This window comes from Massilia sp., from assembly GCF_031995545.1.
Lineage (GTDB): Bacteria > Pseudomonadota > Gammaproteobacteria > Burkholderiales > Burkholderiaceae_D > Telluria.
In genome coordinates this window covers 1-13907 of the sequence record NZ_DAMAGA010000019.1, presented here as the reverse complement: position 1 = coordinate 13907, position 13907 = coordinate 1, and the positions used below count along the sequence as shown (strand labels likewise).

8 protein-coding genes are annotated in these 13907 nt (G+C 64.7%); 7 read left to right on the top strand and 1 reads right to left on the bottom strand.

Annotated elements, in window-relative coordinates; all coding sequences use genetic code 11:
• The first annotated feature begins 302 nt into the window (after positions 1-302).
• The 6 genes from RTQ83_RS14310 (at position 303) to RTQ83_RS14285 (ending at position 10253) form a co-directional block, all read left to right on the top strand.
• Positions 303-533: a hypothetical protein gene (locus RTQ83_RS14310; RefSeq protein WP_312515819.1), complete on the top strand. Its 231-nt coding sequence runs from the start codon at positions 303-305 to the stop codon at positions 531-533.
• A gap of 334 nt (positions 534-867) precedes the next feature.
• Positions 868-2763 carry a glycoside hydrolase family 2 TIM barrel-domain containing protein gene (locus RTQ83_RS14305; RefSeq protein WP_312515816.1) on the top strand — a complete coding sequence of 632 codons (1896 nt, stop codon included), beginning with the start codon at positions 868-870 and terminating at the stop codon, positions 2761-2763.
• Between the two features lie 11 nt (positions 2764-2774).
• Positions 2775-5006, top strand: coding sequence for a beta-glucosidase BglX (bglX, locus tag RTQ83_RS14300; protein WP_312515815.1), 2232 nt, complete (start codon positions 2775-2777; stop codon positions 5004-5006).
• A gap of 43 nt (positions 5007-5049) precedes the next feature.
• On the top strand, positions 5050-6138 hold the full coding sequence (locus tag RTQ83_RS14295) for a LacI family DNA-binding transcriptional regulator (RefSeq protein WP_312515812.1): 1089 nt from the start codon (positions 5050-5052) through the stop codon (positions 6136-6138).
• Positions 6139-6389: 251 nt separating this feature from the next.
• The gene (locus RTQ83_RS14290; protein ID WP_312515990.1) at positions 6390-7748 is read left to right on the top strand and encodes an enolase C-terminal domain-like protein; all 1359 of its coding nucleotides are present in this window, start codon (positions 6390-6392) and stop codon (positions 7746-7748) included.
• A 93-nt stretch (positions 7749-7841) separates the two neighbouring features.
• On the top strand, positions 7842-10253 hold the full coding sequence (locus tag RTQ83_RS14285) for a TonB-dependent receptor domain-containing protein (protein ID WP_312515809.1): 2412 nt from the start codon (positions 7842-7844) through the stop codon (positions 10251-10253).
• A gap of 308 nt (positions 10254-10561) precedes the next feature.
• Here the strand turns inward: RTQ83_RS14285 and RTQ83_RS14280 are convergent, their stop codons facing one another.
• On the bottom strand, positions 10562-11218 hold the full coding sequence (locus tag RTQ83_RS14280) for a DUF4136 domain-containing protein (RefSeq protein WP_312515807.1): 657 nt from the start codon (positions 11216-11218) through the stop codon (positions 10562-10564).
• 232 nt (positions 11219-11450) lie between these two features.
• On the opposite strand from RTQ83_RS14280, the gene pepN reads away from it, so the two are divergent.
• The coding region (gene pepN / locus RTQ83_RS14275) for an aminopeptidase N (RefSeq protein ID WP_312515804.1) at positions 11451-13907 on the top strand (2457 nt) is incomplete at its 3' end.

Genomic DNA, 13907 nt, shown 5'->3' with positions numbered 1-13907 from the left:
CACAAGTGCGCATCGCCGACGGGCTCTATATGCGCAGCAACACGAGTTTCGTATTTGCAATTTTATAAGCTAACGCTTGCTAAGTCGATAGAAATTGACGGGATAAAACATGGCGGCCATGACGATGCGCCTCAGTAGTTGTCTTTTAAGCTTGTTTTGACTTGGCTACCTAGAGAACCATGGTGAACATGTCTTCAAGCCTTTTCTGCGATACCTGGAGGTGCGGACGAACATGATCTGGCTCGGCGTGTCCAAGCAGCAGCAAGACTGTTTCGACTTGTTCGCCCTGTTGAGCAACGGTGATGCCATCATGGGATAACCCCTGTGCGACGAGCCGCCGCGTACGCCGGCGCTGCGAGGACGATGTGTTTCACGCCTACGAAGCCGTGCCGAACGCGACCATCGTTGCGACGCATATGGATGCGATCAACCAAATGACGCTGAGCCGTACAGAACTAAAAGAACATGGGAAGCAACATGGCATTCAAGACCGCGTATGTATTCGAGAAGATGGTAAAGCTCTGCAACTTTGAGCGGCATGCACCACATTAGAAATGGTCGCCGGACATGCGCCTGCAGACCATTTTCGCTATCGGCCGGATGTCCGCTCTTGGCCGAAAGCAGCTGTACAGAATGACTGAGTGTACGGTGTTGTTATTTGCAGAGCAAATTCCATAGCTGCGACGCTGTCAGTCGCAGTAACGCCGTTTACAGCGCGGTGCACATCAGCTTGCCACAGAGGACCCTCCCGACGTTCATTTCAGTTTGACAAGCCCATAAGCTGCCGCTAGCATAGCCGTTCAATCATGGTACCGGTACCAAGAGAGTATCCAGACCTTGCGCCGGCAAATACGGAGGAGACGAAGAATGAAGCTTTTCACGCACGCATTCGGCGCCGGGCTATGCGCCTTGGCATTCACCCTGCACCTGCCGGCGACGGCGCAGGCACCCGCCGCCGCAGGCCAGGCCGCAAGCAGAACCACCGGCACCGAAGCACCGGCCAGCGCACCCCTGCAAAACATCTACGCCCGCCAGCACCTGAGCCTGAACGGCCGCTGGAACTACATCATCGACCCCTACGAGATGGGCTACTACGACTACCGTCACGAGCCCTTCGACGCCTCGCCCAGCGGCAAGGGCGGCTTCTACGAAGACCTGACCCCGAAGAGCAAGAACGAATGGGTCGAGTACAACTTCGACCTGTCACCCACGCTCAAGGTGCCGGGCGACTGGAATTCGCAGGCCGAGAAGCTGCAGCTGTACGAGGGCACGGTGTGGATGCGCCAGGTGTTCCAGGCCGAGCCGAAGGACGACAAGCGCTACTTCCTCTACTTCGGCGCCGTGAATTACCAGGCTCACGTCTACCTCAACGGCAAGAAGATCGGCGTGCACAAGGGCGGCTTCACGCCGTTCCAGTTCGACGTCAGCGGCAAGCTGAAAAAGGGCCGCAACTTCGTGGTGGTCAAGGTCGACAACATGCGCCACCAGGACGAGATCCCGACCGTGAACACCGACTGGTGGAACTACGGCGGCATCACGCGCGACGTGCTGCTGGCCGAGGTGCCGGCTGCCGCCTACATCGCCGACTACAAGGTGCAGCTGGCCAAGGGCGACGGCCAGCGCATCCAGGGCTACGTGCAGCTGGCCGGCGTGCGCCCGCAGCAGGAAGTCACCGTCACCATCCGCGAAGCCGGCATCAAGACCAGCGTGCGCACCGACGCCGATGGCCGCGCCGCGATCGACATCGCCGCGCCGGCGCTTCAGCGCTGGTCGCCGGAAGACCCGAAACTGTACGCGGTGCGCATCGCCGCCGGGCCTGACGCGGTCGAGGACAAGGTGGGCTTCCGTACCATCGAGACGCGCGGCCAGGACATCCTGCTCAACGGGAAATCGATCTTCCTGCGCGGGATCTCGCTGCACGACGAGAACCCGTTGATCCAGGGCCGCCTGCGCGGCGAGGCCGACATGCGCATGATGCTGCAGTGGGCCAAGGAACTCAACGCCAACTACGTGCGCCTGGCGCACTACCCGCACAGCGAGCAGATGGTGCGCCTGGCCGATGAAATGGGCCTGCTGGTGTGGGCCGAAGTGCCGGTCTACTGGACCATCTCGTGGACCAATCCCGACACCTACCGCAACGCCAATCAGCAGCTGACCGACCTGGTGGTGCGCGACAAGAACCGCGCCAGCGTGATCGTGTGGTCGATCGGGAACGAGACCCCGCCAGGCGCCGCTCGCAACGCCTTCATGAGCAAGCTGGCCGACACCGTGCGCGGCCTGGACGACACGCGCCTGGTGGCGGCGGCGCTGGAAGTGCACCGCGAAGGCAAGGAAGCCATCGTCGAGGATCCGCTGGCCGACAAGCTGGACCTGGCCAGCTTCAACGAATACGCCGGCTGGTACTGGAGCAATTCGAAGGACATGCTGGGCTTCCGCTTCAACGTCAAGTCGGACAAGCCGGTGGTGGTGACCGAGTTCGGCGCCGACGCGCTGGGCGGCTACCACGCCGACGACCAGACCCGCTGGAGCGAGGAATACCAGGACCTGATCTACAAGAACCAGTTCACCATGCTCACCAAAATCCCCGGCCTGCGCGGCATGACGCCCTGGATCCTGGCCGACTTCCGCTCGCCGCGGCGCCAGCATCCGTACTACCAGGACTTCTGGAACCGCAAGGGCCTGATCTCGGACACTGGCCAGAAGAAAAAGGCGTTCTATACGCTGAAGCAGTTCTACGACACCATGCAGCAGAAGTTCAAGTGATGGGGGCTGGCATGAACAGAACCGCGATAGCGCTGCTGGTGGCGATGTTGGGCACCGGGGCCGGCGCCCTGGCACAACCGCTGGACGCTGCCATCGAGCGCCGGATCGACGCGCTGCTGGCACAGATGACGCTCGAGGAAAAGGTCGGCCAGCTGCACCAGCTGTCGGGACGCCAGATGACGGGCCCGGGCAGCGAAAAGTTCAGCGACAAGCTGGCCGACATCAGGAGTGGCAAGGTCGGCTCGATGCTCAACGTGAAAGGCGTGGCCGAGACGCGCGAGATCCAGGCGCTGGCGCTGCAGTCGCGCCTGAAGATCCCGCTGCTGTTCAGCCTTGACGTGATCCACGGCTACCGCACCGTGTTCCCGGTGCCGCTGGGCGAAGCGGCGTCGTGGGACCTGGACGCGATGCGCCAGTCGGCCGCCGTCGCGGCCAAGGAAGCCGCCGCCAGCGGTATCCACTGGACCTTTGCGCCGATGGTCGACGTCGGGCGCGACCCGCGCTGGGGCAGGGTGATGGAAGGCGCCGGCGAGGACGCCTATCTCGGCTCGCGGATCGCGGTCGCGCGCATCAAGGGCTTCCAGGGCGAGCAGCCGGGCGCGCTGGACCGCGTGATGGCCACCGCCAAGCACTTCGCCGGCTACGGCGCGGCGATCGCGGGGCGCGACTACAACGCTGCCGACATGAGCGAGCAGCAGCTGCACGAAACCTATCTGCCGCCGTTCAGGGCGGCGGCCGATGCCGGCGTGGCCACCTTCATGAACTCGTTCAATACCCTGAACGGCGTCCCGGCCACCGCCAGCAGCTACCTGCAGCGCGACCTGCTGAAGGGAAAGTGGAACTACGGCGGCTTCGTGGTCAGCGACTGGGCTTCCATCAAGGAGCTGGTGGAGCATGGCTACGCGGCCAACCTGGCCGACGCCGCAAGCCAGGCCCTGAACGCCGGCAGCGACATGGACATGGAAGGCTATGCCTACAGCCGCCATCTGGCGCAGCAGGTCAAGGGCGGCAAGGTCAAACAAACGTTGCTGGACGATGCCGTGCGCCGCGTGCTGCGCAAGAAGTTCGAGCTCGGGCTGTTTGACGATCCCTACCGCTTCTCGGATGCGGCACGCGAAAAGGCGGTGCTGAACGACCCGGAACACGCCCGCATCGCGCGCGACGTGGCGCGTAAATCGCTGGTGTTGCTCAAGAACGAACGCCAGGCGCTCCCTTTCAGCAAAGGCCTGAAATCGCTGGCCGTGATCGGCGCGCTGGCCGAATCGAAGCGCGACCTGGAGGGCGGCTGGATCGTGCAGTCGGACGAAAGCCGCGTGGTCAGCCTGGCCGACGGCATCCGCAACCACCTGTCCCCGCAAACGAAACTGGTGCTGGCCAGGGGCTGCGACGTGGCCTGCACCGACACCGCGGGCTTCGACGCCGCGGTCAGCGCGGCCAATCAGGCCGAAGCCGTGCTGCTGGTGCTGGGCGAATCGTGGGACATGAGCGGTGAAGCCAAGTCGCGCGCCGACATTGGCCTGCCGGGACGCCAGGCAGCCCTGTTCGACGCGCTCGCTGCCACCGGCAAACCGATTGTCGTGGTGATGCTGGCCGGGCGCCCGCTGGTGTTCGACAACGTGGCCGACAAGGCGGCGGCGATCCTGTACGCCTGGTTCCCCGGCGCCCAGGGCGGCAACGCGGTGGCCGACGTGCTGTTCGGCGACTACAACCCGTCCGGCAAGCTGCCGATGACCTTCCCGCGCAGCGTCGGCCAGATCCCGATCTCGTACCAGCAATACCGTACCGGACGACCGGTGCTGAACGAGAAGAACATCGTCTACCGCTCGGCCTACATCGACGCGCCCAACACGCCGCGCTACACCTTCGGCCATGGCCTGAGCTACACCAGCTTTACTTACAGCGACCTGGCAATCGACAAGCCGGCACTGCGGCGCGGCGACAAGGCGACGGTGTCGTTCACGCTGGCCAATACCGGCAGCCGCGCCGGCGAAGAGGTGGCGCAGCTGTACCTCCGCGACCGCGTGTCCTCGATCGTGCGCCCGCTGATGGAGCTCAAGGGTTTCACGAAGCTCAAGCTGGAAGCTGGCGAGCGGCGCACGGTGCGCTTCGAGATCGACCGCGACACGCTGTCGTTCCACGATGCCAGGCTGGCCTGGACCGCCGAGCCGGGCGAATTCGACATCATGGTCGGCACGGCGTCGGATGCGATCCGGCTACAGGGCGTGCTGACGCTGCAGGATTGAGGCTTGGTACCGCAACCATGGACGCGATGCTAGAATCGCCTCCATGACCAAGCCCGCATCGAAAGCCGCCGCCACGCCCGTTAAAGAGGGCGCGACGCCTGCTGCTCCGCGCAAGAGCCGCAAGGGCGCCACGCCCACGGTGCGCGACGTGGCGCGCCTGGCCGGGGTGGCGCCGATGAGCGTGTCGCGCGCGATGAACAATCCCGATGCGGTCTCGCCCGAGATCCTGCAGCGGGTGCGCGACGCGGTCGACCGCCTCGGCTACGTGCCCAACCTGCTGGCCGGCGGCCTGGCGTCGAAGAAGAGCCGCATGGTGGCGGCCGTGGTGCCGACCATCAGCGGCTCGGTGTTCCTGGAGATGGTGCAGGCGCTGACCGACGCCCTGGCCGCGCGCGGCTACCAGCTGATGCTGGGCCAGGCCGGCTACGAGAATTCGCGCGAGGACGCGCTGCTGGAAGCCATCATCGGCCGCCGTCCGGACGGCATCGTGCTGACCGGGATCATGCGCTCGGAGCAGGGCCGGCGGCGCCTGCTGGCCAGCGGCATTCCGGTGGTCGAGACCTGGGACCTGACCGCCGACCCGATCGACATGCTGGTCGGCTTCTCGCACGAAAAGATCGGCAAGGCGGTGGCCGAATACCTGCACCGGCGCGGCCGCCGCCGTATCGCCGCCATCAGCGCCGACGACGAGCGCGCCGTGCGCCGCAACCGCCACTTCGCCGACACCGTGCTGGCGCTGCAGCCCGAACTCGGCACCGACCGCGCGGCGGTCCCGACCTGCATCGTCCCCGCACCCACCACCCTGGGCAGCGGCCGCACCGGCCTGCGCGAACTGCTGGAACGCGATCCGAAGATCGACGCCATCTTCTGCAGCTCGGACATGATGGCGCAGGGCGTCCTGCTCGAAGCGCTCGCCCTCGGCATCAAGGTGCCGCAGCAGCTGTCCGTGATCGGCCTGGGCGACCTGTCGTTCTCGCGCGACCTGCATCCTCCCTTGACCACGGTCCGCATCGACGGCACCGCCATCGGCACCACCGCCGCCCAACTCCTGATCGACCGCGCCGAAGACAAGCCGGTCGACGACCCGGTACGCGACGTCGGCTTCATCATCGTCGAACGCGGCAGTACCTGACGCCACCTCAACGCCGTCAGTCCAACGTGCGTAGCGTCTCGCAAACCTCCTTCTCCCACCACCCTTAAAACCGTCGTTCCCGCGCAGGCGGGAACCCAAGTTCGTCGCGTCCCACTAGCACCACGCTCGCGCAGCGAGCTCCTGTCAGATCCACACACCACCTATCAAATATCGTTGACATCCCAAAAAAGATACCGGTATCATGATTTTCACTTTGGTACCGGTATCAAGAACTCAACCGACAATAAATGATGACCCTTCCCAACACACATACCGAAGAACTCAGCCGCACCCCTCGCATCACCGCGATGCAAGTCCTCCCCATCGCCGGCCGCGACAGCATGCTGTTGAACCTGAGCGGCGCCCACGCCCCGTACTTCACGCGCAACCTGGTCATCCTCACCGACAGCAGCGGCCAGCAAGGCCTCGGCGAAGTCCCCGGCGGCGAACGCATCCGCCAGACCCTGGAAGACGCGCGTCCGCTGGTCATCGGCCGCCAGATCGGCGCCCCGCAACTGGTGCTGCGCGCCATGCGCACCACCTTCGCCGCGCGCGACGCCGCCGGCCGCGGCCAGCAGACCTTCGACGAGCGCGTGATGATCCACGCCGTGGCCGGCGTCGAATGCGCCATGCTCGACCTGCTCGGCAAGTTCATGCAGCTGCCGGTGGCCGACCTGCTGGGCGAAGGCCGCCAGCGCGACAGCGTCGAGATGCTGGGCTACCTGTTCTACATCGGCGACCACACCGCCACCGGCCTGCCGTACGCGAGCGAACCCGATGCGCACGACGACTGGCTGCGCCTGCGCCACGAAAAAGCGCTCGATACCGACGCCATCGTGGCCCAGGCGCGCGCCGCCCAGGCCCGCTACGGCTTCCGCCACTTCAAGCTCAAGGGCGGCGTGCTGCGCGGCGAGCAGGAGATCGAGGCCGTCACCGCCCTGAAGCACGCTTTCCCGGAAGCGCGCATCACGCTCGACCCCAACGGCTGCTGGTCGCTCAGCGACGCGATTCGCCTGTGCCGCGACATGGCGCCGGTGCTGGCCTACGCCGAAGACCCGTGCGGCCCCGAAACCGGCTATTCGGGGCGCGAGACGATGGCCGAATTCCGCCGCGCCACCGGCTTGAAAACCGCCACCAACATGATCGCCACCGACTGGCGCCAGCTGGCGCACGCGGTCAAGCTCGACGCGGTCGACATCCCGCTGGCCGACCCGCATTTCTGGACCATGGGCGGCGCCATCCGCGTGGCGCAACTGTGCCAGGACTGGGGCCTGACCTGGGGCTCGCACTCGAACAACCACTTCGACGTCTCGCTGGCGATGTTCACCCACGTCGCGGCCGCCGCACCGGGCGAGATCACCGCCATCGACACTCACTGGATCTGGCAGGACGGCCAGCACCTGACCGTCAATCCGCCGCGCATCGTGGACGGCGCGGTGGCGCTGCCGCAGGCGCCGGGCCTGGGCGTGGAACTGGACATGCAGGCGGTCGACGCCGCGCACCGGCTGTACCTGGAGATGGGCCTGGGCGGACGCGACGACGCGGCCGGGATGCAGCACCTGATCCCGAACTGGAGATTCGACAGCAAGACCCCGTGCATGGTGCGCTGACGCGCGGGCGCAACAAGTACGGAGCAGGGCAACCGCACGGACAAAAGTAGTACCCATAACAGCAGCACACAAACAAAAATTCAGGAGACGAACATGCACAGGAATCACCGAATCGCCTTGTGTCCGATGGCTGCCGCCGTGGCGCTTGCCATGGCCGGCATGATGCAACATGCGGCTGCGCAGGAAGCCGCGCCGGGGCTGGAAAAGGTCGTGGTCAGCGCCAACAAGCGGGTCGAGCGTCTGGAAAACGTCCCGCAGTCGATCTCGGTGATCGGCGAAGAACTCCTGCAGCGCAACAACGTGCGCGACCTGGACGACATCATCGAGCTGTCGCCGTCGCTGAGCAAGACCCAGTCCGACAACCCCGCCAACACGGGCCTGAACATGCGCGGCATCGGCACCCAGTCGATCGGCATCGGCGTCGAATCGGACGTCGCGGTGATCGTCGACGACATCCCGATCGGCATGCAGGTGCAGGCCTTCCGCGACCTGACCGACGTCTCGCGCGTCGAGATCCTGAAAGGCCCGCAAAGCACGCTGTTCGGCAAGTCGGCGATCGCCGGCGCCATCAACATCGTTACCAAGCCGATCTCGGGCCCGGTGCGCACCCGCGCCAGCGTGCTGATGTCGGACGATAAGGAGTGGCGCCTGAGCGCCTCGGTCGGCGGCGACGTGTCGGAGAAATTCGGCTTTCGCATTGCCGCCAGCCAGAACGACTTCCCGGGCAACGTCAACAACCTCACCACCGGCAAGATGACCAACGGCGCGCGCGGCAAGACCTTCCTCGCCAAACTCACCTGGCGTCCGCTCGACAACGTCAGCATCGACTTTTCGCCGCGCTACAACCACACGCTCACCGACTGCTGCGTGGTGGTGCTGACCGGGGTGTCGGGCACCAATGTGCAGAACGGCCTGCTGAACAACGTGCCGGCGTTCCCGATCTCGCTGGTGCTGGACGGGATCGCGGCCGAACCGGGCAACATCAACATCCGCAACGACACCTTCACCGGCCAAGAGTCGACCACCCGCGGCGCCGGCCTGCGCATCAACTGGGAACTGGACAACGGCGCCAGCATCACCTCGATCACCTCGACTGACCGCTACCACGCCAACGATTCGCGCGACCAGGACTTCACCGACCTGCCGGTGATGCTGTACTACCCGATCATCGGCACCACCCGCCCGGCCGGGATCGACGCCGGCTCGTCGCAGCATGGCCGCTTCGACGTGGTCTCGCGCACCCAGGAGCTGCGCTACACCTCGAGCGACCGCGGAACCCTGCGCTATGTGGCCGGCCTGTGGTACGGCAAGAACGAACTGGCGCGCTACTTCAAGCGCGGCGAGAACGGCGTCGGTCCGACCAGCCCGACCGAGTTCCATGGCGACACCTACAACATCAGCAAGGCCGCCTACGGCCAGGCCGGCTGGGAATTCATCCCGCGCACCACGCTTACCGCCGGCCTGCGCTACAACGAGCAGGAATCGGGCTACCGCTTCCGCGGCAGCGGCAATCCGTCGCCGCTGCCGTTCGGCTCCGGCTTCGTCGCGCTGAATAATTTTTCGAGCCTGGGCAACACCGACCAGCACGTCACCGGCAAACTGAGTCTGCAGCAGCAGATCACGCCCGGCCTGATGGTGTACGTGTCCGGTTCCACCGGCTACAAGGGCCACGCCTACGACATCACCAGCAGCCTGAATGCGCTCACCGCCGCCCAGCAGCCGGTGAAGCCAGAGACGGCGAAGAGCTACGAGATCGGCGCCAAGGGCAGCTTCCTGGCCAACCGCCTGACGGTGGCGGCCACCGCGTTCAGCTCCAGATTCGAGGACTACCAGCAGAACTCGGGCAGCTATATTCCCGATACGCTGATCTACCAGACCCGATTGAACAGCCTGCCGGGCGTGGAGACCAAGGGCGTGGAGCTGGATGTGAATGCGCTGGTGACCAGCAACCTCTTGGTGAACGCGGCCTTCGCATACACCGACGCTACCATCACCGAGTTCCGCAACGCCCAGTGCTACCAGGTCTCGGGCGGCAACAACGGCGGCTTCAACGCCACCTGCATCCTGCGCAACCCGGAGTTCGGCAACCAGAACACGCAGGACGTCAGCGGCGGGCGCATGCCGTTCGCGCCGCGGCGCAAGGCCACCGTCAACATGCGCTACGACATCCGGATGCCGAGCCGCCGCTTCGACGCTTTTGTCACCGGCACCCTCAACTACGCCAGCGACATGGTCACCAACATCGACCAGAACCCGATCAACTACGTGCAGTCGACTACTTACCTGCACGCCGGCTTCGGGTTGCGCGAAAAGACCGGGCGCTACACGCTGAGCTTCCGGGTCAACAACCTGACGGACAAGCGCTACATGAGCAACCGCTCGGTCCAGCTGGGGAATTTCAATGCGATGGCGCCGAACCCGCCGGCCACCGTGCAGACCACGACCTGGACCCCGCCGCGCAATGCGTTTCGCAATATCGCGGTCAAGCTGGACGTGAATTTCTAGATCACCGCGGCCGTCTGTTGTCTCCCCGCGGTGTTGATGCCCGCCCGGTTGGGCGGGTTTTTTTATGTCTGCGTGCAGGACACTGCAACTGTTTCCACTAGCCTAAAAACCGTCATCCCCGCGAAGGCGGGGACCCAAGTCCGTTGCACTGCCACTATCTGTGAAGTAAGCGGTGCGCTGCGAAACTTGGGTCCCCGCCTGCGCGGGGATGACGTGCTGATGCTAAAAGTATTATTGGTGTTGCTGGTGTGCTGGCAGATATTCCCACCTGCGGATCCGCCGGTCGTACACCGGCAGATCCGCTGAGATTACGACTTCGGTTCCTGCTTCAACTCCACCCGACGCGCCACGCCGGACGGCCCCGGGAACCCTTCAAATGCGCTCTGCACCAGCGCCGGCATGATTTCCGGCGTCGACATATTGCGGCTGGTGTTGTGCACCGTGACGTCGAACAGGCGCTTGCCGTCGCGGGCCTGCTTGATCGACACCTGCAGTTCGCGCCGGTAGTGGTGCTCGATCGAGCTCTGGTAGGACGGATACGGACCCCAGAACGGATCGTAGAACGGGCTGTACCAGCCGCCCCAGTAGCGCCGGCCGAAGCCGCGGTAGCCGTAGCCGCGATAGCCGAAGCGGGCCGACGGGTAGTAGTACGGCGTCATGATCGGTTCCAGCACCCGCACCGGGATGTCGGTGGTGGTGAAGCGCATCGACACGGTCAGCGCCGGCGTCGCGCCTTCGGCGTCGCGGAAGCCCTGTTGCGCCAGCTGGTTGCGCACCAGTTCCTTGTAGTTCTGCCATTCCAGCGTATCGTCCGGCGGCGGCGGGATTTCAAAGACGTAGCTCTTGTCGGCGATCTGGGCCGGCCATTGGTGGAACGTGGTGACATCGCTGCGGATGGTGGTCGCGCAACCGCCCAGCAGCAGCGCGAGCGCCGTACCGGCAGCGACCATGATGAGGCGTTTCATGCATTTCTCCCTGTTTTATACGTTCGGTATTTCCCCGATGCTCCAGATTAGCGCTTGTTCAGAATCCATAGACCAGAATTTACACCCGGTTACGCGCCGCACACGTCTGATACATGCCGACACATGAAATCCGCTCACGCATGGCGCGCCCGGCAAGCTTGTCGAAACGCTCAGAAGCGGGGCTTATGGGTACAATAAGGGCTTCTCCCACTGTGTCAGCGGACTACTCCTTATGCGCACCGATACGCCCCAGACCATCTACCGGAAAGACTATACCCCGCCGAGCTACCTCGTGGATACTGTCGAGCTCGGCTTCGACCTGGACCCGGCCCGCACCGTCGTCGCCAACCGATTGACGCTGCGCCGCAATCCGCTGGGCGTGAACCGTGCGATCGAGCTGCACGGGGAAGATATCGAACTGGTGGCGCTGCGCCTGAATGGCAAGGCGCTCACGGCCGGCGAATACCGCCTGGCCAACAATTTGCTGGTCATTCCCGATACACCGGACACGCCGGACCAGGTGGTGCTCGAGATCGAGACCGTCTGCGTGCCGGAACAGAACACCACCCTGAGCGGCCTGTACGTTTCCAACGGCAACTTCTTTACGCAATGCGAAGCCGAGGGTTTCCGCCGCATCACCTATTTCCCGGACCGTCCGGACGTGATGGCCAAGTACACCGTGATGCTGCGCGCCGACAAGGCCCGTTATCCGGTGCTGCTGTCCAACGGCAACCTGATCGAAGAAGGCGAGCTCGATGGTGGCCGCCACTACGCACTGTGGGAAGACCCGTTCAAGAAGCCCTCGTATCTGTTCGCGCTGGTGGCGGCGCAGCTGGTGTGCCAGGAGGAAACCTTCCGCCTGGCCGACGGCCGCGACGCGCTGCTGCAGGTGTGGGTCGAAGAGGGCAACCTCGACAAGACCGACTACGCGATGCAGTCGCTCAAGCACAGCATCCGCTGGGATGAAGAAAAGTACGGCCTCGAGCTCGACCTGGACCGCTTCATGATCGTCGCCACCAGCGACTTCAACATGGGCGCGATGGAAAACAAGGGCTTGAACATCTTCAACACCAAGTTCGTACTGGCCAACCCGCGCGTGGCGACCGACATCGACTTCCAGGGCATCGAAGCGGTGGTGGCGCACGAATACTTCCACAACTGGACCGGCAACCGCGTGACCTGCCGCGACTGGTTCCAGCTGTCGCTGAAGGAAGGCCTGACCGTGTTCCGCGACCAGGAATTCACGGCCGACATGATCGGCACCGACACCGGCCGCGCCGTGACCCGCATCGACCAGGTGCGCACGCTGCGCCAGGCCCAGTTCCCGGAAGACGCCGGCCCGATGGCGCACCCGGTGCGTCCCGACTCGTTTGTCGAGATCAACAATTTCTATACCGTGACGGTGTACGAAAAGGGCGCCGAAGTGGTGCGCATGTACCAGACCCTGTTCGGCGTCGATGGTTTCCGCAAGGGCATGGACCTGTATTTCGAGCGCCATGACGAACAGGCGGTCGAGTGCGACGATTTCCGCCGTGCGATGGCCGATGCGAATGGCGTGAACCTGACCCAGTTCGAGCGCTGGTACAGCCAGGCCGGTACGCCGGTGCTGCGTTTCGAGGGACGTTACGACGAGGCGGCGCAGACCTATTCGCTGACGCTGTCGCAATCGTGCCCGCCGACCCCGGGCCAGCCGGAAAAGCTGCCGTTCCACATTCCGGTGGCGGTCGGTTTGCTGGATGCCGAAGGCAATGACATGCCGTTGAGCATCGACGGCCAGGAGCGTGGCACCACGGCGGTGCTGGAACTGTTCAGCGAAGAGCAGACCTTCGTCTTCTCCAACGTCGCCAGTTCGCCGGTGCCGTCGGTGCTGCGCAACTTCTCGGCGCCGGTGATCCTGCAGGGCAGCTACACCGACCTCGACCTGCTGCACCTGTTCAACCACGACAGCGACCCGGTCAACCGCTGGGAAGCCGGCCAGCGCCTGGCGATGGGCCGCCTGTTGAAACTCACCGGCGAAGCCAAAGTCGGCGCCAGCCTGAACCTGGACGAAACCTTCATCGAAGCGATGCGCAAGATACTGGTCGACGACAGCCTCGATCCGGCCTTCCGCGAACAGTGCCTGATGCTGCCGTCCGAGAGCATGATTGCCGAGCAGCTCGACAACGTCGATCCGCTGGCGGTGCACATGGCGCGCCAGTTCGTGCGCGCCAACATCGGCAGCCGCCTGCGCACCGAACTGCTGGCCGCCTACCAGGCCAACCTGACCCCGGGCGAGTACAGCCCGGATGCTGCGTCCGCCGGCAAGCGCGCGCTGAAGAACCTGGCGCTGGCCTACCTGAACGCGGCGCCGGATGAAGAAAGCGTGACCCTGGCCCAGCGCCAGTTCAGCGACGCCGGCAACATGACCGACCGCGCCGCCGCGCTGTCGGCCCTGATCGGCTCGCGCGTGCCGGAAGCGGCCGACGCGCTCGACGAGTTCTACCAGCTGTTCCAGGGCGAAGCGCTGGTGGTGGACAAGTGGTTCGCGATGCAGGCGATGGCCCCGACCACTGACGTGGCGGCGGTACGCGCCCTGATGCGCCATCCGGCCTTCACGCTGCGCAACCCGAACCGCGCGCGCAGCCTGGTGTCGACATTCTGCGCCAACAACCCGGTCGGTTTCCACGCCCCGGACGGCAGCGGCTACGCC

Excerpts from the sequence above, each read along its gene's own strand:
- RTQ83_RS14295 (WP_312515812.1), top strand. The coding sequence starts at position 5,050 with ATGACCAAGCCCGCATCGAAAGCCGCCGCCACGCCCGTTAAAGAGGGC.
- RTQ83_RS14280 (WP_312515807.1), bottom strand. The coding sequence starts at position 11,218 with ATGAAACGCCTCATCATGGTCGCTGCCGGTACGGCGCTCGCGCTGCTG.
- RTQ83_RS14310 (WP_312515819.1), top strand. The coding sequence starts at position 303 with ATGCCATCATGGGATAACCCCTGTGCGACGAGCCGCCGCGTACGCCGG.
- RTQ83_RS14305 (WP_312515816.1), top strand. The coding sequence starts at position 868 with ATGAAGCTTTTCACGCACGCATTCGGCGCCGGGCTATGCGCCTTGGCA.
- bglX (WP_312515815.1), top strand. The coding sequence starts at position 2,775 with ATGAACAGAACCGCGATAGCGCTGCTGGTGGCGATGTTGGGCACCGGG.
- RTQ83_RS14290 (WP_312515990.1), top strand. The coding sequence starts at position 6,390 with ATGACCCTTCCCAACACACATACCGAAGAACTCAGCCGCACCCCTCGC.
- RTQ83_RS14285 (WP_312515809.1), top strand. The coding sequence starts at position 7,842 with ATGCACAGGAATCACCGAATCGCCTTGTGTCCGATGGCTGCCGCCGTG.